Source organism: Xanthomonas arboricola (assembly GCF_002940665.1).
Lineage (GTDB): Bacteria > Pseudomonadota > Gammaproteobacteria > Xanthomonadales > Xanthomonadaceae > Xanthomonas > Xanthomonas arboricola_B.
The window spans coordinates 183,621-207,023 of sequence record NZ_MIGY01000001.1 but is presented as its reverse complement, the minus strand read 5'-3'; the positions used below and the strand labels follow the sequence as shown (position 1 = coordinate 207,023).

Sequence of the window (23,403 nt, the reverse complement as noted above, 5' to 3'; positions counted from 1 at the left end):
CGTCACGCGCTCGACGATGCGATCACGCACGGCTACCGACAACAGGACCGAAAGCCAGCTCGACTGCATGCGGATAACGCCCGGGGTGTTATCCCGAACGTCGATCACAGCAAGGAGCGCCTCATGCGCGCGATTCGTTTAGCTCATCCTGCAGGCCTGAATGCATTACACGTCGTTGCGCTGCCCGACCCTGGGCAACCGGCACGCGGTCAGATCAGGGTGCGGCTGCATGCAAGCTCGTTGAATTTCCATGACCTTGGCGTGGTGGCCGGGCAGATGCCGACGGCTGACGGCCGCATCCCCATGTCCGACGGTGCCGGTTTGGTCGAAGCCGTCGGGCCTGAAGTGGACGAATTCGCCGTCGGCGACCATGTGGTGTCCACCTTCTTCCCCGGGTGGCTGGATGGCGAGCCGCAGCAGGCCGGCTTTGCCACCACGCCCGGCGATGGCGTCGATGGCTATGCACGCTCTGCGGTCGTGGCCGCCGCGCATGCGTTCACGCACGCTCCGACCGGCTACAGCCATGCCGAAGCGGCGACCTTGACCACGGCCGGCGTCACGGCATGGCGCGCCCTGGTGGTCAATGGCGGACTCAAGGCCGGCGACAGCGTGCTGGTGCTCGGTACCGGCGGCGTGTCGATCTTTGCATTGCAGTTCGCCAAGGCTATGGGCGCCACCGTCATTGCGACATCATCGTCCGACGAGAAACTGGCCAGGGCGCGCGCGCTGGGCGCCGACCACATCATCAATTATCGTCAGCATGCCGAGTGGTCGGCGCAGGTGCTGGAAATCACCAACGGGCGTGGCGTGGATCATGTGGTCGAGGTCGGTGGGCCGGGCACGCTGGCGCAATCGATCCGCGCTACGCGGGTGGGTGGGCATATCGCCTTGATCGGTGTGTTGACCGGTGCCGCGGGTCCGGTGCCGACCGCCGAAATGATGGGCCGACAGCAGCGCCTGCAGGGGCTGGTGGTCGGTAGCCGCATGCATCAACGGCAACTGGTGCGTGCACTGGATGCCTTGCCGCTGCGTCCGGTGATCGATCGCGCCTTCGCGCTCGACGCTATCGCCGACGCCTTCGCGTTGCAGCAGGCCGGCGGCCATCTGGGCAAGATCGTGCTGGAATTCTAGGAGCGGCTGACAAACTCCTGCGCTTACCGTCAGGCGGGCGCGGGCGCTGCGTGGAATCGGCATGTGGCACTGAACCACACTTCCACACCATCCATGCCCCGCCTGACGGCTGCCGGTCACGCATTGGTGGTCGCTCCAAGTCGGTCGTTGGCGTCCGGATGTCCTCGATGCAGTGCATCCGGATACGGCAGACGAGCACCGCGCAGTGGAGACGGAGGCAAGCGCGCGGACGGGGACGACGTCTTCCCGCTCAGCACGTGTTTCCTGGCAGCATGTGGAAGATCTTGAATCACTTCATACGCCGCGAAGCCCGCAAAACGCGGGCTGCCAGCCCGCATGATCGTTGCGTAGCGAGTAGGCCATGCATTTCAGCAATGGTGAGCGCGCTTCATAGGCGCATGCACTCCATGCCGCCAATACCCGCCGAACGCGGCTCTAGAATCGGGCCATACCCCCGCTTCGCGCCCGCGTGCATCCGCTGCATGCTCACGTGATTGTGACCGACCGCGCTGCACATTGTTTAAGGAATGTATAAGCCAGCATTGTTGGAGATGCCAGCCATGAGAGAGATCAAGATGACCCGTCGCGAGATACTGATCGCTGGCACGGCATCAGCAGCCAGCGTTGCCGCAAACCAGTCGATGGCCGTGACTGCAGGCAAGGCGATGTCGCACCGGCAGGCGGTCGAGCCTGCCAATGCATCGAGCCAGGTCGCGTTCGAGGTCAACGGAAAGCCAGTGACCCTGACGCTGGACAATCGCACCACGCTGCTCGATGCCCTGCGCGAACACCTGCATCTGACCGGCACCAAGAAAGGCTGCGACCATGGCCAATGCGGTGCCTGTACCGTGATCGTCGATGGACAGCGGATGAACTCCTGCCTGTCGTTGGCGGTGATGCATCAGGGCGGCAAGATCACCACCATCGAAGGCCTGGGCACGCCGGACAAGCTGCATCCGATGCAGGCGGCCTTCGTCAAGCACGATGGATATCAGTGCGGCTACTGCACGCCTGGGCAGATCTGTTCGGCGGTGGCGGTACTGGACGAAGTCAAGCGCGGCATCCCCAGCCATGTCACCGAGGATCTGACCGGCAAGACCAGGCTCACCACGCCGGAATTGCAGGAGCGGATGAGCGGCAACATCTGCCGTTGCGGCGCGTACTCCAACATCGTCGATGCGATCAACGATGTTGCGGGAGAGTACGCATGAAGGCGTTTAGCTACGAACGCGCCGCCTCGCCCTCCGACGCCGCGGCCAAGGCTGCGCGCCAGCCGGATGCCAAGTTCATCGCAGGCGGCACAAACCTGCTCGATCTGATGAAACTGCAGATCGAGACGCCTTCGCATCTGATCGATGTCAACGGACTGAGTCTGGATACCATCGAGGAACCGCCGGACGGCGGCCTGCGCATCGGCGCCCTGGTGCGCAATACCGATCTGGCAGCCGATGCCCGTGTGCGTCGCGATTACGCCGTGCTATCGCGCGCATTGCTGGCAGGTGCGTCGGGGCAGCTGCGTAATCGCGCCACCACCGCAGGCAACTTGCTGCAACGCACACGTTGCCCGTATTTCTACGATACCAATCAGCCGTGCAACAAGCGCCTGCCGGGCAGCGGTTGCGCGGCGATCGGTGGCTTCAACCGGCAGCTGGCGGTGATCGGCGCAAGCGAAGAGTGCATCGCCACCCACCCCAGCGACATGGCCGTTGCCATGCGCGTCCTGGACGCGGTGGTCGAGACGGTGCGTCCGGATGGACAGATACGAGCGGTGCCGTTGTCCGAGTTCTATCGTGCGCCCGGCAAGACGCCGCACCTGGAAACCGTGCTGGAACGCGGCGAACTGATCACGGCGGTGAGCCTGCCCAAGCCGCTCGGCGGCACGCATGTCTATCGCAAGGTGCGCGATCGCGCTTCCTACGCATTCGCCCTGGTGTCGGTTGCAGCGGTCGTGCAGCGCGATGGCAGCCTGCGTGTCGGCGTAGGCGGTGTCGCCCACAAGCCGTGGCGCAGCGAGGCGGCCGAAGCGCAGTCGCGCCAGGGCGCGCGTGCAATTGCCTCCGTGCTGCTCGACGGCGCACGACCTACCGAACACAACGCCTTCAAGCTGCCGCTGGTCGAGCGCGCCTTGACCGCGGTCCTGGCCGAGACGAGGGCCTGATATGAAATTCGACACTCCCGCCAGTACCAATCCCATCGACCGGCTCAAGGTCGTCGGCAAGCCGGTCGATCGTATCGACGGTCCGCTCAAGACCACCGGGCTGGCGCCGTATGCGTACGAGCATCACGATCTGCCTGGACGTGCCGCCTACGGCCATATCGTGGGCGCCGGCATCTCCAAGGGCAGCATTCGCAGCATCGATCTGAGCGCGGCGCGCAATGCGCCCGGCGTGCTTGGCATTGTCACCGCGCAGAATGCGGGCAAGTTGCAGAAAGGCAAATACAACACGGCCAGGTTGCTGGGCGGTCCGGAGATCCAGCATTACCACCAGGCCATTGCGGTGGTGGTTGCCGAAACCTTCGAGCAGGCGCGTGCCGCAGGCCAGCTGATCAAGGTCGACTACGCTCGCCATGTCGGCGCCTACGATCTGGAAAAGGCACGCGATGGCGCCAAGGTCACCAAGGAGGGCGGGGCGCCGAACAGTGCAGTCGGCAATTTCGATAGCGCCTTCGTGGCAGCGCCGGTGCAGCTAGATGCCGAATACACCACGCCCGATCATTCGCACGCGATGATGGAGCCGCACGCATCGATCGCCATGTGGGAAGGCGACAAGCTGAGCGTGTGGACCTCCAATCAGATGATCGACTGGAGCGCGGGCGATCTGGCCACGACGCTGGGGATCCCGCGCGAAAACGTGCGTCTGATGTCGCCGTATATCGGTGGCGGCTTCGGCGGTAAATTGTTCCTGCGTGCCGATGCGGTGCTCGCCTCGCTGGCCGCGCGCCAGGTCGGACGCCCGGTCAAGGTGATGCTGCCGCGGCCGCTGATCTTCAACAACACCACGCATCGCCCGGCCACCGTGCAGCGCATCCGTATCGGTGCACAGCGCGATGGCAAGATCACCGCGATCGCGCACGAGAGCTGGTCCGGCGACCTGCCCGAGGGCGGACCGGAAATCGCGGCCGCGCAGACCCAGTTGCTGTACGCCGGTGCCAATCGCCTGATTTCCACACGCCTGGCCGTGCTCGATCTGCCAGAAGGCAATGCGATGCGTGCGCCCGGCGAAGCGCCGGGCCTGATGGCACTGGAAGTGGCCATGGACGAGATGGCCGAGAAGCTGGACATGGACCCGGTCAAGTTCCGTATCGTCAACGACACCCAGGTGGATCCGGAAAGCCCGCAGCGTCCGTTCTCGCAGCGTCAGTTGGTCAGGTGCCTGGAAGATGGCGCAACGCGTTTCGCGTGGTCCAAGCGCAAGGCCAAGCCGGCCAGCAACCGCGATGGGCGCTGGTTGGTGGGCATGGGCGTGGCGGCCGCATTCCGCAATGCGCCGGTGATGACCTCCGGCGCGCGCATGCGGCTGGAGCAGGGCGGCCGGGTGGTGGTGGAAACCGACATGACCGATATCGGCACCGGCTCCTACACCATCATTGCGCAGACCGCCGCAGAGATGATGGGCGTGCCGCTGGATTGGGTGGACGTGCGGCTGGGCGATTCCAGCTTCCCTGCTTCGGCCGGTTCCGGCGGCCAGTGGGGTGCGAACAGTTCCACTGCCGGCGTGTATGCCGCGGCAGTGAAACTGCGCGAAGCCGTCGCCAAGCAGTTGGGGCTGGACCCGGCCAAGGCTGAATTCGCCGACAGCCACGTGCGTGCCGGCGGCAAGCGCATCCCGCTCGGTGATGCCGCGGCCAATGGCGCCTTGGTGGTGGAGGACAAGATCGAGTTCGGCGAACTTTCCAAGACGCATCAGCTGTCGACCTTCGGCGCGCACTTTGTTGAAGTCGGCGTGGATATCGCCACTGCCGAGGTGCGCATCCGCCGCATGCTGGCGGTGTGCGCGGCCGGGCGCATCCTCAACCCCAAGTCTGCGCGCAGCCAGGTCATCGGTGGCATGACCATGGGCGCGGGTGCGGCCCTGATGGAAGAGCTGGCGGTCGACAAGCGGCTGGGCTTTTTCGTCAATCACGACCTGGCCGGTTATGAAGTGCCGGTGCATGCGGACATCCCGCATCAGGACGTGATCTTCCTGGAAGAAAGCGACCCGATGTCGTCGCCGATGAAGGCCAAGGGCGTCGGCGAGCTGGGCATCTGCGGGGTGGCGGCGGCGATCGCCAATGCGGTCTACAACGCCACCGGCGTGCGCGTCCGCGATTACCCGGTCACGCTGGACAAGCTGCTCCCGCATCTGCCCGAGTTGCTGCGCGCGTGAGCGCAGTGGTGGCCCCAGTCACGCATGCGGCGCCGGCCGAGCCGGCGTGGCCGGCATGGCCGAGCTATGCCCTGCACGATGACCTGCTGCCCACGCTGAGCGCCTGGCACCGAGCGGGGCAGCGTGTGGCCATTGCCACGCTGATCGAGGTGCAAGGCTCCTCGCCGCGACCGTTGGGGAGCGAGATGGCCATCAGCGCCGACGGCCGGGTGGCCGGCTACGTTTCGGGCGGGTGCGTGGAGGCCGCAGTGGCGCACGAGGCCATCGCTGCCCTGCGCGACGGTACTCCACGCTGGCTGGACTACGGCGAAGGCAGTCAGGTGCTGGATATCCAGCTCAGCTGTGGCGGCCGTATCGGCGTGCTGGTCTGGCCGGTGCAGGACCTGGGCGAGCATCTGGCACGCTGGCGCAATGCGCGCCAGCATCGTCGCCCGTTTCATGTCGCGCTGGATCGGATCACTGGCGCAGTCCGTTATCCGGTCAATATGCAGGACCTGCGTCCCGACGAATTCCTGCGCACGCATCGGCCCCCGTTACGGCTGGTGCTGGTCGGTGCCGATCCTGCGCTGCTGGTACTGGTGTCGCTTGCCAGCCAGATGGGCATCGAGGTACGTGTGCTGCGTCCGCATGGACCCAGCGAACCACCGCCGGGACTGGCCGCGGACCATTACGATCGCCGTACGTTGGGCGAAGCGCTGCAGGATCTGCATCTGGATGCGGACACTGCGCTGTACAGCCTCGCGCACGACGGCGACAGCGATCTGCAGGTCGCCTGTCGGGGGCTTGCCTCCAGGGCTGCCTGCATCGGCATTCTGGGCAGCCGCCAGAAACGTAAGGCACGCCTGCAGGCACTGCGTGCGCTCGGGCATGACGATGTCGCCCTGGCCAGATTGCGGCTGCCGGCGGGCTGGCGCATGGGGCGCTCCTCACCGCATACGATTGCGCTGGGCATCATTGCCGAAGCCACTCAGGCGGTTGCCGATGGGCAGGCAGCTGCAGTGGCTGGCTGAGTCTGTTGCTGCCCTGCGAGCGGGCAGGGAAGCCTCAGTCGCGTTTGCATTCACTTCAATGTGAATTTCAATATTCAGTCGCCAACACTGTTGGTGCGTGGTTGCCGGATAAGTTTCTGCACTGAAGCGATTGATTTGTAAAAAAGTAATTTTTGATATGTCTTATAAGGCATGCATTTACCTGCTGCGCCTCCCGGATGACAATAACTGCGCCATCCAGCGCCGGCAATCAGCCGATGAAATCCCTGCTGTAGCGTGAGCGTTACTCGCGTCCGGTAAGTGCATTGCATTTAGTCACTCTGCGCGCACAGTTACATCTTTAGGCTGGCGCATCTCCAATATGCACGCCACGTCGCCATGACCGAATTACTTGATCACTATGCCGACGTCTCCTGCGACGCAGCTCGATTGCCGTCGTCAGCCATTATCGTTCGTCCAGACGCAACCCCGTGCAATGCACTTTTCGATTCGGGTCCGATGCTGCCGACCGCGCGCCGGTGTGCGCTTCGCGCGATGGCATCCGACGCATGAGTAGCGATCACGTTGCGCTGCTGCTCGCCGCGGGTGCAGGACGCCGGCTGGGGCGCTCCAAACAATTGCTGCTGCGCGAGGGCGAACCGTTGTTGCGGCGTTTCGCGCGCATCGCGCTGCAGACGGCGCCACGTCGCTGCGTGGTGGTGCTGGGCGCCGATGCCGACGCGTTGACCGATGTCCTGCAAGGTCTGGACGTGGAAGTGCTACGTCATTCCGAGTGGGCCGCCGGCATGGGCTCCAGTCTGGCTGCGCTGCGCCAGCATGTGCAGGACGATACGTCGCTGAGGCGCAGCCTGATCCTGGGGTGCGATCAGCCCGCGCTGGACACGCCGCATCTGCGCGCCTTGCTGGAAGAGGCTGACCGTGCCGCATCCGGATGTGCCACCAGCGGGTATGCCGGTGTGCGCGGCATCCCCGCGGTGGTGTCCCACACGGCCTGGGCCGATGTGCCGCTCCAGGGCGACAGCGGCCTGCGTGGCTTGTTCGCCAGCCTGGACGTGCAGACATTGGGCTGCATCAGCGCCCCGGCGCTCGCATTGGACGTGGACACGCCCGCCGACCTGGTCGCAGCGCAACAGCGTGGCTGGGTGGATGCGGATTGAGACACCGTGACGGGTGCCGCTAATCGCTATACGGCAGCCTGGAGACAGAGCGGTATCAGGACCACAGCACGATCGCTTCCCTGATCACCAGGACATAGCCCACCACCATTGCGGTCTTGACCGGAAACTGGAACTTCCTGAGCAGATGCATGCGACGTCTCCCCCAAGGCATCTTCAAGAGCGACGAATGTCCCCGCGCCGTCTGCGCCCGTCGACGGCCATCTGCGACGTGTACGTGCCGCTCGAACGCGAATTTAGCGCCAGCTCTGATCGGTGTCATGTAAGAATTTTCCTACCTTTGTGCCAGTGTCCGCCCGACGGCGTTTGTATGAGCGAAAAGACATTCTGGCTATGCCGGACGCGGGGCCTTTGGCCACTCTCCCGCGGCCCCTTGAGTAAGGGCACGCCGGCATCCCTGACCGGGCCATGGCCCTCCCGCCGTCGGTGCGCTGCGCCTTCACACGCTGCCCGTTTCCGTCGTTCCATCGCTGCATGCGCCGGCCGGAGGCTCTGATGGACGAGTCACGCTATGTTGTCCGTATTCACCCGGAACAGGGCGGTTGGTGGGTGACCCGGCCGCAGTGGTCGCCGCTGCGTTATCTACGCGAGCAGGGCGCGCTGGAAAATGCCGAATTGATGGCCAAGCTGCATTGTCTGACCACCGGTCAGCCCAGCGACGTGGTGTTGAAGACCGCCGCAGGCGACCGCGTGGTACGTCGCTACGGCTGAGCGAGCCAGCCCCTTGCGGGGATCGTGCGGCAAGCGATGACGATCCGCCCGGGCGAGGCGGGGAACTGCGTGTGCCCGGCAACGTGTGCGGATGCGCCAAGCCGGCGGCCTTGTAGTCACGCCGCACTTCCCTGCCCGGGTATCCAGTCGACTGGATGCAGCCGATCGGCCATCCTTGCTGCGATCCGCACCTTGGCGGTCCTTTGTCGAGAATGCCGCCCTAGTGAACGTCGCCGGTTCTGCACTGATCCAAAACGATATCGTCGTGTTCGGCCTGATCGCCGCGACATTGGGGGCGGTGTTCTGGACCTCGTCGCGCGAGCAGGGGCTGTGGCGACGCGTCTATGCCGTGGTGCCGGCGCTGCTGCTGTGTTACCTGCTGCCCGGCATCTACAACACCGTTGGCCTGATCGACGGTGCCAATACCCGCCTGTACAACCCCATCGCACGCGACGTGCTGCTGCCGGCCGCGTTGATCCTGCTCACGCTGAGCATCGATCTGGGCGCCATCCTGAAACTGGGCCCTAAGCTGGTCGTCATGTATCTGGGCGCGTCGCTGAGCATCATGCTGGGGGCGGTGGCGGCGTTCTGGGTAATGGGCTGGGTGCATCCGGCCACGGTGGCGGGCGATACCTGGGCCGGCATGGCCGCGTTGGCGGGCAGTTGGATCGGCGGTGGGGCCAACATGCTGGCGATGCGCGAGGTATTCGATGTGGACGCCACCACGTTCGGGCAGTTTGCGGTGGTGGATGTGGGCGTCGGTTATGTATGGATGGCGGTTCTGATCGTCCTGGCCGGTCGCGCACGCAGCATCGATGCGCGCAGCGGCGCCGATACCCGCGCGCTGGATTCCCTGCAGGAGCGCATGGCGCGTTTCCAGGCCGAGCACGCGCGCATTCCCAGCCTGGCCGATCTGATGGTGATCGTGGCGGTGGCGTTCGGCGGGGTCGGGCTGGCGCACGCATTGGCCAATCCGCTGGCCGCGTGGTGCAAGGCTCACCTGGGCTGGTCCAGCCAGTTCAGCCTGGACACGCCGTTCGTGTGGGTCGTAGTGCTGGCGACCAGTATCGGCTTGCTGCTGAGCTTCACCCGCGCGCGTTCGCTGGAAGGCGCTGGCGCTTCCAGGATCGGCTCGCTACTGCTGTATTTCCTGATCGCCTGTATCGGCATGCAGATGGATCTGCTGGCGCTGCTGGACCGGCCGTGGCTGTTCCTGCTCGGGTTGATCTGGATCGCGGTGCATATCGGGTTGCTGTGGGGCCTGGGCCGCCTGCTGCGGGTGCCGTTCTTCTATTTCGCGATCGGCTCGCAGTCCAATATCGGTGGACCGGCCTCGGCACCGGTGGTGGCCGCTGCGTTCCATCCGGCCCTGGCCCCGGTCGGTGTGCTGCTGGGCACGATGGGCTACGCCACCGGCACCTATCTGGCCTATCTGGTGGGCATCACGTTGCGCGCGATGGCGGGAGCCGGCTGACCGGACCGTCGCACGGTCGGGGAGCATCGTCGGGAAGGTGTGACAGGACGTGCCGGGGGTTACCTCGCGGTATCACGCATTGCCGCAGTGCCGGATGCACTGGCTGCATCCCGTCGGCGAGCGCTTGCGAGGTGTTGTCAGCCACCTCGAAGCGGGCACTGGCCAGCGCCAGTGCCCGGTCGCGATCATTGCTGCAGGCCGCGCCGCTGCGCTTCCTGCTGCGTGCCCTGTTGCGACTGTTGCTGGTTGTGCTGCTGCAACTGATCGACATTGCCGTGCGCCGGCTCGTTGGCCGCCGAGGCAGTCTGCACATGGCTGCGCAGATGCGCCGGGTCGTCCATCCGGCCTTGCACCGCAATCAGGCTGTCGCCGTCGCGGTTGGGCACCAGGTGATCGATCCGCTGCAGGCCGTCGCTGCTCGCACGTGCGGCCACGCTGGCGGCGGTGTTGAGAAACGCGGTGTCGTCGCGCAGGCCCAGGCGTTCTCGCTGGCCGTCCAGGCGCACCACCGCGTCGTTGAACAACTGGCTGCCTGCACCTTGCGCCTGCCCAGGCGCTTGCATGTCCTGCGCCTTCATCACCGAGTCCATGCCGTGCAGATCCAGGCGGTGCTTCAACATCATGCCCGGCACCAGACGTTGCCCGAACGACAGCGGGTCCGGTTCCGGCAGCTCGATCTGATGGCCGGCCGCATTGGGCATCGCCCACTTCAGCGGGATGCTGTCTTCCTGCAGATGGGTGAGGATCTCGTTCTTGACGTGGTAGCCGCGGATCAACTCGCTGCTGGCGTAGTCCTTGGCCGCCGAGGCATCCAGGCCCTGGCGCTCCAGCGTGCGGTCGTTGACGCCGGCGGCGTTGTAGGTCACGGCTGGAATGTCGTTGACCATCGCCGACGCGGCCGCCAGGCCGCCGCCGAGCGAATGCCCCGAGATCACCACCTGGTCGCCGAACGCCTGCCTGGCCTGGCTGCCGAGCTGGATGGCAGACGCGTATTGCGCGTCGTCGAAGCCCAGGCCCTGGCCAAGGTTGTGCTTCCAGTCCTTGCCTTCGTCGGTGCCGCAGAAGCCGAGCACCACCTGGCCCTGCTCGTTGCGGTAGAACGCGGCATCGAAACCGCTCTTGGCATCGTGCAGCAGGCCGGGGTCGATGCCGGCCCGTTGCAGCGTGCTGTCGTCCATGCGCGTCCAGCCGTTGGGCAGTGGCGCAAAGGTTTCGGCGCTGCCTTCGCGTCGCTGCGAGGCAGTGGCGTAGAGGTCTTGCAGCACCGCCGGGAACTGGCGGTCTTCCGGCTGCGGTTGCTGTCCACGCATCGAATCTGCGAATGGGGTGGACGAGGAATTTGACGGGCTCATGCGCGGCTCCTTGCGTTCGTCGTGCGAAAAGCCCGCCTAGCGGCTGCTTTCCACGGGAATGTTGTGGGCGCTCAACCATGCGCGCACGTCCGACCTGGCCTGCTGGCCGGCGGCATTGAGCAGGCGGTCGGGGGTGGTGAAGAAATACGCCTGGAAGGTCTGGTGTTGCGCGTTGCGCAGCGTGGGGTCCACACCGGCTTTGAGCAATTGCAGCACTGCCGGGCTTGCCGCGCCGCTCTGTGCGGCCAGATGCAGCACGCTGTTGCCGGTGTTGTCGACGCGCTGCACGTCGGCGCCCGCTTCGATCAACAACGCGATCTGCGCGTCGCGCTTGCTCTGCACGGCGCGGAACAGCGGCGTCCAGCCTGCGCGCGCGCTGACCACATCGATCGGCGCATGGTGCTGCAGCAAGATGTTCAGATATTGCGCATCCTTCGCCATGGCGGCCATATGCACGACCGTTTCCTGGTCCATGCCGGGCAACGACGGATCTGCGCCGGCATCGAGCAATGCGGCCAGGGCGCGGGGTTGTTCGTTCCAGATCGCCCACTCGAGCAGGGTGACGTTCTGATCGCCGTGTGCGGCGAGATCGACCGTCGGTGCAAGTGCACGGATTCGAGCGACATCACCATGGGCAATGGCGTTGGCGATGTCGGTCAGGCCGGGGTCGCGGAAGGCGACGGTGTGGTCCTGCAGCGTAGCTGACATGGTGGTTTGCTCCTTGGCACCGGGCGAGGCGGTGCATGAGACCGCAAAAAACGAGGTCGCAAGAACGAGCAGGGTGGGGAATCGCGTCTGCATCGAAATCTCCTTCTCCTGATCGCATTCCTGGTGGCACTGCGGTGTGTCCTTCCGCAGCCGGGCCGATCCTACCAGCTGCACAAACGATGCGCGGTAAGATTTTGTGACATGCCGCCGCCACGGGTTTCAGTTGTTGAGTCCGCTTGCCGTCGTGGTGTCGGCCTGTCGCCGATGCATCACGATGGGCCTCATACGCGCCTGCACTCCGCCACAGCCGACGGTCACGGGGCGGCCGGCATAATGGCGCTTTGCGAGCAGATGGGTGCAATGGTCTACGAATTACTGATCAGCGATTGCGATGGCGTGCTTGTCGACAGCGAGATACTGGCCGACCGGGTGATGCGCGAGGCGCTGGCGGCCTTCGTGCCTGCCGAGGCGTTGGAGCATCTGCTCGGGACAACGTTCGGGCAGACCACGCGTGAGGTGTTGCTGCGCGTGCAGGAACATTTCGCGGTCCGGCTGCCGGAGACCTTGCTGGCACAGATCCAGACGCGTGGCGAAGCCTTGATCAAGGCCGAGGTGCAGCCAATCGCCGGCGCGCGCGATGCATTGGAACAGATTCCGTTGCCGCTGGCGGTCGCCTCCAACAGCCGCCGCCACAATGTCATTGCCTCGGTCGAACGGGTGGGGCTCACCGTGCGCGCGGCGGGGCACATCTTCAGTGCCGATATGGTGGAGCGGCCCAAACCGGCGCCGGATGTCTACCTGTTGGCTGCACGGACCTTGGGCGTTGCGCCGGAGCGCTGCCTGGTGATCGAAGACAGCCCCACCGGTGCGACTGCCGCACTGGCGGCCGGCATGCAGGTACTGGGGTTCATCGGTGCCAGCCATATCCCGCACGGACATGCCGACACCTTGCGTCGCATCGGTGTGCTGGCGGTGTTCGACGATATGCGCAATCTGCCTGCGTTGTTCGGGCAGCTGGCGCAAAAACGCGCTGGCTGAGAGCTGCCGGCAGGGCCTATTGAATGCGGTGTCGATGGCGGCGAAGTCGCAGCCCTCTGGTTTTGCGGCTGACTGGGCCAGATCGTATAGTCGATTTGCAATGACAGAGCTATTGAGTCGTGGAGTCGTTTGGAGACAGTCAAAAGCTTGGTCTGTCGAGCGCGCGGTGCCCTCACCACTTGCGGGACACGCCGCAAGGACGTCCGTGTAGGCTCGGTGGCGGCATCCATGCCGCCACACGGTCCCGCAACCGGCGAGGGAACCGCACCAGAAAGTTGGTCGGTGGCTTTCTCGAGAGATTGTTGCTCGGCTTTGGGTGGCAGACGAGACGTTTGTGGGTTGCGTGCTGAAAGCCCGTCCACCGCTCGGCTCGCGATGGGGTGGTGAGAAGCTGGTCGACACCCAATGATCCGACCAACGCACGTCATGCACCGCTTGCAACCATGCACATCTGCCATCTCGACAGGTCCTTGCCCGCTCACCGTCGCGGGACCTTACGCGGCATGGATGCCGCGTAAGAGCCTACACGGACGTACTTGCGGCGTGTCCTGCGATGGTGGGCGGGCAAGGGCCCTGCAGCGAAGCCGCAGATCAACCGCTCCGCAACTGATCCATCCGCACTAGATCATTCTGTTCGAGACAAAAGCCACAATAGCAACCAAGACTTCGCGCAGCAGCAGCGGCGGTTGAGTGCAGTCAACAGCGCGGCGAGTCGAGTGCGCGGTGCCCTCACCACTTGCGGGACACGCCGTGAATCCTTCCGTTGAGGCTCGTTGCCGGCATCCATGCCGCCAAAGGGTCCCGCAACCGGCGAGGACACCGCACCAGAAAGTTGCTCGGTGGTCGGTTGAAAACCCGCTGATTTGCCAGGCCTGCATGGGAGCGCTGACCTACCTTGCGGCGTGTCCCGCGATGGTGAGCAGGCAAAGGGCCCTGCAGCCAATCCCAAGCCATCAACGCAACAGGGCGCGATTCGCATCGCGCCCTGCTGCGTTCCGACTCGCCACCTATCCGGTCATCCGGTCAGCAGCAGCGAAACCCGCTCTTGCCGCCGTACCGCGCATCCTGGCGCTCGCGGAAGAAGGTGGGGTAGTCCATCACCGGCTTGTCGGGGTGTTTTTCCAGCATGTGGCGCACGTAGTTGTCGTAATCGGGAATGCCGCAGCACAGGCGTGCGGTCTGGATCAGGCGCCGCCAGATGCGACGATGCACCTGGTACTGGCTGGCCAGAACGAGTTGGGTGCCCATTACAGATCCGCCATCTGGTGTGGCTGCAAGGCCACGTACGGGGTTTCACGGTCGCTGCGCTGCGGATTGCGGCGCGCAATCACGATCGTCTTGATCGCGTAGATTAGGATCGAACCCACCACGAACAGGAACAGCACCGTCAGCCCGGTGTTGACGTAGGCGTTGGTGACGATCTGCTGCATCTGCGCCACCGTCTTGGCCGGCGCGGTGATGGTGTTGCTGGCGATGGCGTCCTGGTATTTGTGCGCCTGCGCCAGGAAGCCCTGCGCCGGGTTGCTGTCGAAGATCTTGATCAGCCCCGCATAGGTGGTGCAGATCAGCAGCCACAACGCCGGCACCAGGGTGACCCAGGCGTAGCGGTCACGTTTCAGCTTGAACAGCACCACCGTGCCCAGCATCAGCGCGATTCCGGCTAGCATCTGGTTGGAGATGCCGAACAACGGCCACAAGGTCTGGATGCCGCCGAACGGGTCGATCACGCCGGTGTAGAGCAGGTAGCCCCACAACGCCACGCAACCGGCGGTGGCGATGATGTTGGCGGCCCACGATTCGGTTTTCTTCAGCGCCGGGATGAAGTTGCCCAGCAGGTCCTGCAGCATGAAGCGGCCCGCACGCGTACCGGCATCCACGGCGGTCAGGATGAACAGGGCTTCGAACAGGATCGCGAAGTGGTACCAGAATGCCATGGTGTCTTCGCCCGGCAGCAGCTGGTGCAGGATCTGCGCGATGCCCACCGCCAGGGTGGGCGCACCACCGGCGCGTGCCAGGATGCTGTGCTCGCCGATGTCGCGTGCCGTGGCCTCCAGCACCTCGGGAGTGATTGCAAAGCCCCATTCGGACACCTTGGCCGCAACGGCCACCGTGTCGCTGCCGACCAGAGAAGCCGGGCTGTTCATGGCGAAGTAGATGCCCGGCTCGATGATCGATGCGGCCACCAGCGCCATCACCGCCACGAACGACTCCATCAGCATGCCGCCGTAGCCGATGTAGCGCATGTGGCCTTCGTTGGCGAGCAGCTTGGGCGTGGTGCCCGAGGCGATCAACGCATGGAAACCGGAGACCGCGCCGCAGGCGATGGTGATGAACAGGAACGGGAAGATGCCGCCCTTCCAGACCGGGCCATCGCCGGTGGAAGCGAACTGGGTCAGTGCCGGCATCTTCAGATCCGGCATGACCACCAGGATGCCGATCGCCAGCGCCAGGATCGTGCCGATCTTGAGGAAGGTGGACAGGTAATCGCGCGGCGCCAGCAACAGCCACACCGGCAACACCGAGGCGACAAAGCCGTAGCCGATCAGCATCCAGGTGATCTGCTTGGCGGTGAAGGTGAATGCCGGGCCCCAAGTTGGATCTGCCGCGACCTTGCCGCCCAGCCAGATCGCGCCCAGCAGCAGGATCAGGCCGACCACCGAGATCTCGCCGATCTTGCCGACCCGGATGTAGCGCATGTACACGCCCATCATCAGCGCGATCGGCATCGTGGCGATGACGGTGAACATGCCCCAGGGGCTTTCCGCCAGTGCCTTGACCACCACCATCGCCAGCACCGCCAGGATGATGATCATGATCAGGAAGGCGCCGAACAAGGCGATGGTGCCGGGCACCTGGCCCATTTCCTCGCGCACCAGATCGCCCAGCGAGCGGCCGTTGCGGCGGCTGGACAGGAACAGCACCACGAAGTCCTGCACCGCGCCGGCAAACACCACGCCGACCACCAGCCACAGCAGGCCGGGCAGGTAGCCCATCTGTGCGGCAAGCACCGGGCCAACCAATGGCCCGGCACCGGCGATCGCGGCGAAGTGATGGCCGAACAGTACGTGCTTGTTGGTGGGCACGTAGTCCAGACCGTCGTTGTTGGCCACCGCCGGGGTAGCGCGGGTGACGTCCAGCTGCATCACCTTGTCGGCGATGAACAGGCTGTAGAAACGGTAGGCGATCAGGTAGATCGACACCGCCGCCACCACGATCCACAGCGCGTTGATGTGTTCGCCGCGCCGTAGTGCCACGGTGCCCAGACAGAACGCGGCCAGCAGCGCCAGCGCGCCCCAGGCCAGCTTCGAGAACCCTTTCATGCATGCCCCTCAGGAACGATTCACCCAAGGGTCACCCTCTGCCCGCCCGGGGTCAATGGCGTCGTTCGGGGCCGGGGTAAAACTTTAGTTGTAGAGCGTCTGGTCGCCGCCTGCCGGATCACGCGGCGGCGCCGGCGGGTTTTTGGAACGATCGGTTGCGCCGGTCGCGGTTGGGCCGCGTGCCGGCTGCATCCATTATTCGGGCCAGTCATTCACGCTAAGGAGAGGTCGATGAGCGTCACCACCACCGCAGCGGCACGCGTGCTGCGCACCATCCGTGGCATGCCCACCTCCGACGGCGCCGGGGTCAAGCTGACCCGCGTGATCGGCACTCAGCAGCTGCCGGACCTGGACCCGTTCCTGATGCTGGACGAGTTCGGCACCGACAAGGCAGAAGACTATCTGGCCGGGTTTCCCAGCCATCCGCACCGCGGCTTCGAGACGGTGACCTACATGCTGGACGGGCGCATGCGCCACAAGGACAACCATGGCAACGAGGGTCTGCTGACCCCGGGCAGCGTGCAGTGGATGACCGCCGGGCGCGGGCTGATCCATTCGGAAATGCCCGAGCAGGAATCCGGGCGCATGCGCGGCTTTCAGCTGTGGGTGAACCTGCCGGCGCGCGACAAGATGACCGACCCCAGGTATCAGGAGTACGCGCCGGAGAGCATTCCGGTCGCCCAGCCTGCGCCCGGCGTCACGGTCAAGGTGATCGCCGGCGCGGTGGGCGAGGTGCGCGGCCCGATCGTGCAACCGGCCACCGCGCCGGTGTACCTGGATATCGCACTGGCGCCGGATGCGGCCTGGGACTATGTGCTGCCCAGCGGCCACAACGCATTTGCCTACGCGTTCGAAGGTACGGTGACGGTGGGCGAGGGCGATGCCGCGCGTGCGCTGCCGGCGCAGGAACTGGCGGTGCTGGGCGGTGGCGAGCGCTTGACGCTACGTGCAGGTGCGGACGGTGCGCAGCTGATCCTGGTGGCGGGCCGCCCGCTCAACGAGCCGGTGATGCGGCACGGCCCGTTCGTGATGAACACCAAGCAGGAATTGATGCAGGCCTTCGTCGATTTCCAGGAGGGGCGGTTCTGAGCCGGCGCGCTGCAGCCGCCGTGGGGCAGCGGTGCCGATGATGGCCGCGCGCAAGCAGGGGTCTTCGACGGCGGTGCATGTGCGTCTGCATCACACCCAGCGCGGCGCTGCGGGCACGGTGATCACGCGGCAGATCGAACTGGAAGGCGCGCTGGACGGTGCGTAGCGTGGACGTGGGCGACGAATGGCCGATTCATCGCCTGCTCAAGGGCAAGGTAAGGATCGCCACGGCACTGCAAGGAGGCGGCGACGCGTCGGCGGGTGCGGCGGGCGCTAGAAAGCAGGCGTGCCGGTTGTGCGGCAGCATTTGCTCAGCCGGCCCGCCTCAAGCACCGCGCCAGGTGGGCATGCCCTGGCGCTTCACTGCCGCCTGCGTCAGCGCTGCAAGGCCAGGCTGGCGGGCTGCAGATCCATGTTCTGCACCAGCGACTGCATCGAGGCCAGTTCCTCGGTGTTGGCGCCGTCGATCCATAGCTGTGCGTAGCGCTTCTTGCCCAGCTCGACCACGGTGACGCGGCGCGATTCCATGCCCGGCAGGTCACGGCCGCCCAGGTCGAGCTTGTACCAATAGAAGTCCTCCTGCTGGATCTGGCCTTTCTCCGCGCGTCGGTCGCGCGCCAGCGTCATCGCCGGGTCGCGGATGGTCAGCATCACACCGACCACCTGGCGACCGTCTGCGGTCATGGCCTTGCAGACCAGATAGTCCGCGCCCGCAAGCTCGTTCCACTGCAGCCCGGAGGCTGGCGGTAGCGGCGGGCAGACCGGTGAGGTTTGGGCGTGAACGGCGGCGGCGGCCCACAGCAGGCTCAGGCCGACAAGGCAGGATGCGGACTTCATTCAAGTATTCCCCGGCGTTGGATGTCTGCGCAGAGACAGCGTCGTCGCGCGTGTCGCCGCATCAGCCTGTGCGCTCCCCGCCCGGCTGTGCCTCGCACGCAACCTGTCCCAACCTATGGAGACATCACTACCACAGGTTTGGCTGCAAGCTCAAGCGCAATTCGCAGGCCGGGCTGCAATCGGCCGTGCGCACGGGCACTCCCGTTTCGAGACCTGGGTGGGTACACGGCGCCCGCCCGCTGCTGACTACCACATCGGCGCCATCCAGCTGCGCCTCGCCGTCGAGGATGTAGAGCGCACGTTCGGTCGCCAGCGTTGCATGCGTGCAGGCGGGGAAGGCGCTCAACCAAGGCGGATCGCTCCGGCTGTGTCGCGCGCGAAGGCGGGGGGTGTCTTTCCCATGTCCAACGGCGCATGCCGCGCGATTGCAGTCGAGCGGCGCGTAGCGATGTGCTGCAGTGACCCCAGTCATGAACGCTCGCGCGAAGATGACGTAACTCATCGCAGGAAGAATCATCCATCGACCGCGCGACAGCTCGTGTCGGTGTCGGCACCGTTGACATGCGATGCGCCTGGATGCCGCGCTCTGGAAAGGCACTGCGGGGGTACGCTGGCGGCCAGCACGAGCGCGCCGAGATGGTCCAGCGCGGACGACAGCGGCAGGCACGCAGCATGTCGATCGCGATCGACTGCCGCGCGCTAGAACAGTTGTCCGGGCGCCGTGGCGTCCAGGGCGATCTCGCCGCGCCGCGAGGCCAGCCGATCGGCCAGGCGCGTGGGCTCGGGCAGGCGATAGGCGCGCAAGGTACGTAGCGTCCAGTCGAGCGCACCCTGCATCGAGACGCGATGGCCAGGCGAGACGATCAGCGGATTGCAGCGCAGCTTGCTGCGCAGCGCCCAGCCGATCTGCGTGCCGCCCAACAGGATCGGGCTATGGTCGCCGCGCCCGGGTCCTGGCTCGACGAAGCTGCCTGCCAGGCGTTGCTTGGCCACGCCGATGCTGGGCAAGCCGGTCACCACGCCAAAGTGTGCAGCGATGCCGAGCTTGCGCGGATGCGCGATGCCCTGGCCGTCGATGAAGACCAGATCAGGCGGGCGCGAGAGCAGTGCCAGCGCCTGCAGCAAGGCCGGCAGCTCGCGAAAACTGAGCAGCCCCGGTACGTACGGCATCGAGGTGGGCACGCGCGCGACATGGGTTTCCAGCGGCATCAGCGTGTCTGCATCCAGCAGCACCGCGGCCGCGCGCGTGGTCTGGCCGTCGTCTTCGAAGCCGACGTCGAAGCCGGCGAGCAGCTGCGGTGTTGCGCCGGGCTGGTCCTGCAGCACCACGCGGTGTGCCAGTTGCTGTTGCAACTGTCGCGCCTGGGTGACGCTGCCATCCCAACCGGCAAAGACGGGATCGATCGTTTGCATGGCCGCAGCATCGCGCGCCGGCCGTGGCGGTGTCGTGCACGCCTGCGATGCGCTGGCTGCCGTTACAATCGCAGGCTGATCGGCCCCCAATCGGAGAACCGTAGTGACCCGTAAACTCGTACTGCTGCGCCATGGCCAGAGCCAATGGAACCTGGACAACCGTTTCACCGGCTGGGTGGATGTGGAGCTCACCGAGCAAGGTCGCCAGGAAGCCGCTGCGGCCGGCAAGCTGATGAAGGACGAAGGCCTGCAGTTCGATGTGGCGCACACCTCGGTGCTCAAGCGCGCCATCCATACGTTGCAGGGCGCATTGAAGGAACTCGACCAGGACTGGTTGCCGGTGTCCAAGAGCTGGCGCCTCAACGAGCGCCACTACGGTGGCCTGCAGGGGCTGGACAAGGCCGAGACGGCCGCCAAGCACGGCGAAGAGCAGGTCAAGATCTGGCGCCGTTCCTACGACATCCCGCCGCCGGCGATGGACGTTGACGACCCGGGCCATCCGTGTCACGACCGTCGTTACGCCACGCTGGACCGCAATGCCTTGCCGGGCACCGAGTCGCTGGCGACCACGCTGGTGCGCGTGTTGCCCTACTGGCACGACGCGATCGCGCCGCAGTTGAAGGCCGGGCAGACCGTGCTGGTGACTGCGCACGGCAACTCGCTGCGTGCGCTGTATAAATACCTCAACGCTGTCTCCAACGAGCAGATCCTGGAGCTCAACATCCCGACCGGCATCCCGTTGCTGTTCGAGCTGGACGACAACCTGCAGGTACAGAGCTACCGCTATCTGGGCGACCAGGAAGCGGCCAAGCGCGCCGCCGAAGCGGTGGCCAATCAGGGCAAGGCAAAATAATCGTCGCATCCGCTGGCTGCGCTGCATGCATGACGCGCGCAGCGTGGCGTGGGGTTCGCAGCGCGCGCTCGAGTGCGCGCTCCGCATCTGACACGCGAGCGTGTGTTCTTGCAGGGGAGACATGATGTCCAGCAAGCGTAACAGGCAACAGATGAGTGCCACCTACTGCCGCGCGTATCTGGTGACGTTGGGGTTGCTGTTGGCAGGTGGCAGCGCTGCGTTCGCGTTGCTGGCCCGGGGCAGCGTATCCGCTTCGGCGATGGGCCTGACGCTGCTGATCTGTGTCATGGGTGTCGTGCTGCTGGCGTTTGGTTTTTTCGGGCCGTCGCGACAGATGGAATCCTGGGCGGAAGCGGCGTCCGGGCATGAGGCCGCGCTGGTGCTGATGGTGCTGGCGTATCCGGTGTATCTGCTGATGGCACCGGTGTACGCGCGCAAATGACCGCAGTCGATGGCGCGCTGCTGCGCCGGGCTGCTGGGTGGTTTTCCGCGGAAGTAGAGAGCGCCGGCACGCGCGTGCACAGGCACCGCGGAGTGCGCGGTTGGGCGTTGCGTGTTCTTCGCCAAGGCGTGGCACCGGACGTCAGGATCTTGCGGTGCCGCTGCGATGATGGTGTGGTTGGTGTGTCTGCGTTGATAGCCCACTTTTTTGACTGCGTCTGATGCGGTCGCATGCCTTGGAGAATGGAACGATGTTGAGCAAATTCGCGACGCTGTCGCTTGCGGTGGCCATCGCGGTGACGCTCGCGGCGTGTGGCGGTTCCGACGACACTGCCAGGCCGGCACCGGCCGCAACGCCGGCAGTGCCAACCAGGGTGGATGTGTCCAAGCTCGATGCACCGATCGTGGCCTTCGGCATCAACGACCTGGATCCGGCCATCAACGCGTGCCAGGACCTCAACGGCTTCGTCAACGCCAAGTGGCTCAAGGCCAATCCGGTGCCATCGGACCGCACCAGCTGGGGCAGTTTCGAAGTGCTGGCCGAGCGTTCGCTGACCATCCAGCACGCGCTGGTGGAGCAACTGGCGCGCGGCAACCTGTCGGCCGGCTCGGTGGATGCCAAGATCGCCGACCTGTGGCGCACCGGCTCGGACGAAGCGGCGATCGACAAGGCCGGCATCACGCCGCTGCAGCCGCAGCTGAAGGCGATCGATGCGCTGACCGATGTGCCGGCCATCGCCGCATGGTTGCGCGACAGCTATGCAAAGGGCCAGGGGTTCATGTTCTCGTTCGGCGCCAACGCCGACTACAAGAATTCCGAGCAGATGATCGCCTACGCAGGCCAGGGCGGTCTGGGGCTGCCGGAAAAGGGCTATTACACCGATCCGGCGCAGGCCAGGATCCGTGAGCAGTACGTGGCCTACATCGCGCGCGTGCTGGAACTGTCCGGCATTGCAGCAGCGCAGGCGGCAACCCAGGCCAAGGCGGTGATGGCGTTCGAAACGCGCCTGGCCAATGCCTCGCTGTCGCGCATCGAACTGCGCGATCCGGCCAAGCGCTACAACCCGGTCGATGTGGCCGGCGCCAATGCCATCACACCGCACTTCGATTGGCAGGCATTCTTCAGCGCCCTGAAGGTTCCGGCAGGGACTTTCTCGCTGAGCCAGCCGGGTTACTTCGCCGAGTTCGATGCGATGCTGGCCGACACGCCGGTGGAGACCTGGAAGGCGTACCTGCGTTTCCACAGCGTGGATGGGGCAGCGCCGTACCTGGCCAAACCGTTCGAGCAGGCCAACTTCGATTTCTATGCCAAGACGCTGCGTGGCCAGCAGGACATGCTGCCGCGCTGGAAGCGCACCTTGAACGCGGTCAACGAGGCGATGGGCGAGGCCCTGGGCCAGTTGTACGTGCAGTCCGCATTCCCGGCCGAGTCCAAGCAGCAGATGCAGCAGCTGGTGCAGAACCTCTCGGTGGCGCTCAAGGCACGGCTGGAAAAGCTCGACTGGATGAGCGCGGACACCAAGCAGCGCGCGCTGGAAAAGTGGGCCAGCTTCACGCCCAAGATCGGTTACCCGGATCAATGGCGCGACTGGTCGGGCCTGGAAACCCGTGGCGATGGTTTCCTGGCCAACATGCAGGCGGCGCAGGCATTCAACTATCGCTACATGCTGGACAAGATCGGCAAACCGGTCGACAAGCGCGAGTGGCATATGACCCCGCAGACGGTCAACGCCTACTACAACGCCACGCGCAACGAGATCGTGTTTCCGGCGGCGATCCTGCAGCCGCCGTTCTTCGACCCCAAGGCCGATGCAGCGTTGAATTACGGCGGTATCGGTGCGGTGATCGGGCACGAGATGATGCATGGCTACGACGACTCGGGCAGCCAGTTCGATGCCAAGGGCAATTTCGATACCTGGTGGACCGACGCGGACCGCAAGCTGTTCACCCAGCGCACCGACCAGCTGGTGGCGCAGTTCGACGGCTATGAGGCGATTCCCGGCGTACGCGTCAAAGGCAAGCTGACCCTGGGCGAGAACATCGGCGACCTGGGTGGCCTCACCGTGGCCTACGACGCGCTGCAGGTGGCGTTGAAGGAACAACCCGACGCCGGCAAGGACATCGACGGTTATACCCAGGACCAGCGCTTCTTCATGAACTGGGCCACGGTGTGGCGCCGCAACTTCACCGACGGTGAATTGCGCGTGCGCCTGAACACCGACCCGCATGCGCCGGCCAATTTCCGCGCCAATGCTGCGCCCTCGAACATGCCGGCATTTGCGCAGGCATTCCAGTGCAGGCCTGGCGATGCGATGGTCCGTGCGGACAAGGATCGCGTTGCGATCTGGTGATCGGCGCGCCTGCCGCACGCGCGGTTGCTGCCGCGCGTGCGGCAGCAACCGCGCGTTTCAACGGCTTTGTAGCGCATGATTCTTGCTGCATCTGCACATCGGGCTGCCTGCGCAGCGTCTAGACTGCCGCGCTCCGAATGGCAGGGGGGGCTGC

At 65.3% G+C, this 23,403-nt stretch carries 20 protein-coding genes; 14 read left to right on the top strand and 6 right to left on the bottom strand.

Annotation, left to right across the window (positions count from 1 at the left end):
• The first annotated feature begins 123 nt into the window (after positions 1 to 123).
• The 8 genes from XarjCFBP7645_RS00975 to XarjCFBP7645_RS00940 all read left to right on the top strand — a co-directional run bounded on the left by XarjCFBP7645_RS00975 (position 124) and on the right by XarjCFBP7645_RS00940 (position 9,847).
• Complete coding sequence (locus XarjCFBP7645_RS00975) at positions 124 to 1,131, top strand: zinc-dependent alcohol dehydrogenase family protein (RefSeq protein ID WP_104535908.1); 1,008 nt, start codon at positions 124 to 126, stop codon at positions 1,129 to 1,131.
• A gap of 551 nt (positions 1,132 to 1,682) precedes the next feature.
• Entirely contained in the window at positions 1,683 to 2,342 is a 660-nt protein-coding gene (gene paoA, locus XarjCFBP7645_RS00970) for an aldehyde dehydrogenase iron-sulfur subunit PaoA (protein WP_258079485.1), read from the top strand.
• A complete protein-coding gene (locus XarjCFBP7645_RS00965; protein WP_104535907.1) occupies positions 2,339 to 3,289 on the top strand; it encodes an FAD binding domain-containing protein in 951 nt (316 codons plus the stop codon). Before paoA ends, XarjCFBP7645_RS00965 begins: the two co-directional genes overlap by 4 nt.
• A 1-nt stretch (position 3,290) precedes the next feature.
• Positions 3,291 to 5,498: an aldehyde oxidoreductase molybdenum-binding subunit PaoC gene (gene paoC / locus XarjCFBP7645_RS00960; protein WP_104535906.1), complete on the top strand. Its 2,208-nt coding sequence runs from the start codon at positions 3,291 to 3,293 to the stop codon at positions 5,496 to 5,498.
• Positions 5,495 to 6,508: an XdhC family protein gene (locus XarjCFBP7645_RS00955; RefSeq protein WP_104535905.1), complete on the top strand. Its 1,014-nt coding sequence runs from the start codon at positions 5,495 to 5,497 to the stop codon at positions 6,506 to 6,508. The genes paoC and XarjCFBP7645_RS00955 overlap by 4 nt, the downstream gene beginning before the upstream one ends.
• Positions 6,509 to 7,035: 527 nt before the next feature.
• Positions 7,036 to 7,644 (top strand): nucleotidyltransferase family protein, encoded by a 609-nt coding sequence (locus XarjCFBP7645_RS00950; protein ID WP_104535904.1) that lies wholly within the window; start codon positions 7,036 to 7,038, stop codon positions 7,642 to 7,644.
• A gap of 513 nt (positions 7,645 to 8,157) precedes the next feature.
• A complete protein-coding gene (locus XarjCFBP7645_RS00945) occupies positions 8,158 to 8,373 on the top strand; it encodes a hypothetical protein (RefSeq protein ID WP_104536698.1) in 216 nt (71 codons plus the stop codon).
• Between the two features lie 223 nt (positions 8,374 to 8,596).
• Positions 8,597 to 9,847: a DUF819 domain-containing protein gene (locus XarjCFBP7645_RS00940; protein WP_104535903.1), complete on the top strand. Its 1,251-nt coding sequence runs from the start codon at positions 8,597 to 8,599 to the stop codon at positions 9,845 to 9,847.
• A 185-nt stretch (positions 9,848 to 10,032) separates the two neighbouring features.
• On the opposite strand, the gene XarjCFBP7645_RS00935 is transcribed toward XarjCFBP7645_RS00940, so the two are convergent.
• Both XarjCFBP7645_RS00935 and XarjCFBP7645_RS00930 read right to left on the bottom strand, forming a co-directional pair.
• Complete coding sequence (locus XarjCFBP7645_RS00935; RefSeq protein ID WP_104535902.1) at positions 10,033 to 11,199, bottom strand: XVIPCD domain-containing protein; 1,167 nt, start codon at positions 11,197 to 11,199, stop codon at positions 10,033 to 10,035.
• A gap of 36 nt (positions 11,200 to 11,235) precedes the next feature.
• Complete coding sequence (locus XarjCFBP7645_RS00930; protein ID WP_181126087.1) at positions 11,236 to 12,000, bottom strand: ankyrin repeat domain-containing protein; 765 nt, start codon at positions 11,998 to 12,000, stop codon at positions 11,236 to 11,238.
• Between the two features lie 240 nt (positions 12,001 to 12,240).
• Here XarjCFBP7645_RS00930 and XarjCFBP7645_RS00925 point away from each other — a divergent pair, with 240 nt between their 5' ends.
• Positions 12,241 to 12,945 (top strand): HAD family hydrolase, encoded by a 705-nt coding sequence (locus XarjCFBP7645_RS00925; RefSeq protein WP_181126085.1) that lies wholly within the window; start codon positions 12,241 to 12,243, stop codon positions 12,943 to 12,945.
• Positions 12,946 to 13,968: 1,023 nt separating this feature from the next.
• Here the strand turns inward: XarjCFBP7645_RS00925 and XarjCFBP7645_RS00915 are convergent.
• Positions 13,969 to 14,193: a YbdD/YjiX family protein gene (locus XarjCFBP7645_RS00915; RefSeq protein ID WP_016904074.1), complete on the bottom strand. Its 225-nt coding sequence runs from the start codon at positions 14,191 to 14,193 to the stop codon at positions 13,969 to 13,971.
• Positions 14,193 to 16,265, bottom strand: coding sequence for a carbon starvation CstA family protein (locus tag XarjCFBP7645_RS00910; protein WP_104535899.1), 2,073 nt, complete (start codon positions 16,263 to 16,265; stop codon positions 14,193 to 14,195). The genes XarjCFBP7645_RS00915 and XarjCFBP7645_RS00910 overlap by 1 nt, the downstream gene beginning before the upstream one ends.
• A gap of 231 nt (positions 16,266 to 16,496) precedes the next feature.
• Between XarjCFBP7645_RS00910 and XarjCFBP7645_RS00905 the strand changes: the two genes are divergently transcribed.
• Together XarjCFBP7645_RS00905 and XarjCFBP7645_RS22135 are read left to right on the top strand one after the other, a co-directional pair.
• Entirely contained in the window at positions 16,497 to 17,354 is an 858-nt protein-coding gene (locus XarjCFBP7645_RS00905; RefSeq protein ID WP_104535898.1) for a pirin family protein, read from the top strand.
• Positions 17,355 to 17,394: 40 nt separating this feature from the next.
• Positions 17,395 to 17,520 (top strand): hypothetical protein, encoded by a 126-nt coding sequence (locus XarjCFBP7645_RS22135; protein WP_429001447.1) that lies wholly within the window; start codon positions 17,395 to 17,397, stop codon positions 17,518 to 17,520.
• 209 nt (positions 17,521 to 17,729) lie between these two features.
• Here the strand turns inward: XarjCFBP7645_RS22135 and XarjCFBP7645_RS00895 are convergent, their stop codons facing one another.
• Positions 17,730 to 18,191 (bottom strand): hypothetical protein, encoded by a 462-nt coding sequence (locus XarjCFBP7645_RS00895; RefSeq protein ID WP_104535897.1) that lies wholly within the window; start codon positions 18,189 to 18,191, stop codon positions 17,730 to 17,732.
• A 699-nt stretch (positions 18,192 to 18,890) separates the two neighbouring features.
• A complete protein-coding gene (gene nfi / locus XarjCFBP7645_RS00885) occupies positions 18,891 to 19,604 on the bottom strand; it encodes a deoxyribonuclease V (protein ID WP_104535895.1) in 714 nt (237 codons plus the stop codon).
• A 103-nt stretch (positions 19,605 to 19,707) separates the two neighbouring features.
• Here nfi and gpmA point away from each other — a divergent pair, with 103 nt between their 5' ends.
• From gpmA to XarjCFBP7645_RS00870, 3 genes are all read left to right on the top strand, one after another.
• Entirely contained in the window at positions 19,708 to 20,457 is a 750-nt protein-coding gene (gene gpmA, locus XarjCFBP7645_RS00880) for a 2,3-diphosphoglycerate-dependent phosphoglycerate mutase (protein WP_104535894.1), read from the top strand.
• A gap of 124 nt (positions 20,458 to 20,581) precedes the next feature.
• Positions 20,582 to 20,899, top strand: a complete 318-nt coding sequence (locus XarjCFBP7645_RS00875) for a hypothetical protein (RefSeq protein ID WP_104536696.1) — start codon at positions 20,582 to 20,584, stop codon at positions 20,897 to 20,899.
• A gap of 250 nt (positions 20,900 to 21,149) precedes the next feature.
• The gene (locus XarjCFBP7645_RS00870; protein ID WP_104535893.1) at positions 21,150 to 23,249 is read left to right on the top strand and encodes a M13 family metallopeptidase; all 2,100 of its coding nucleotides are present in this window, start codon (positions 21,150 to 21,152) and stop codon (positions 23,247 to 23,249) included.
• Positions 23,250 to 23,403 lie beyond the last annotated feature (154 nt).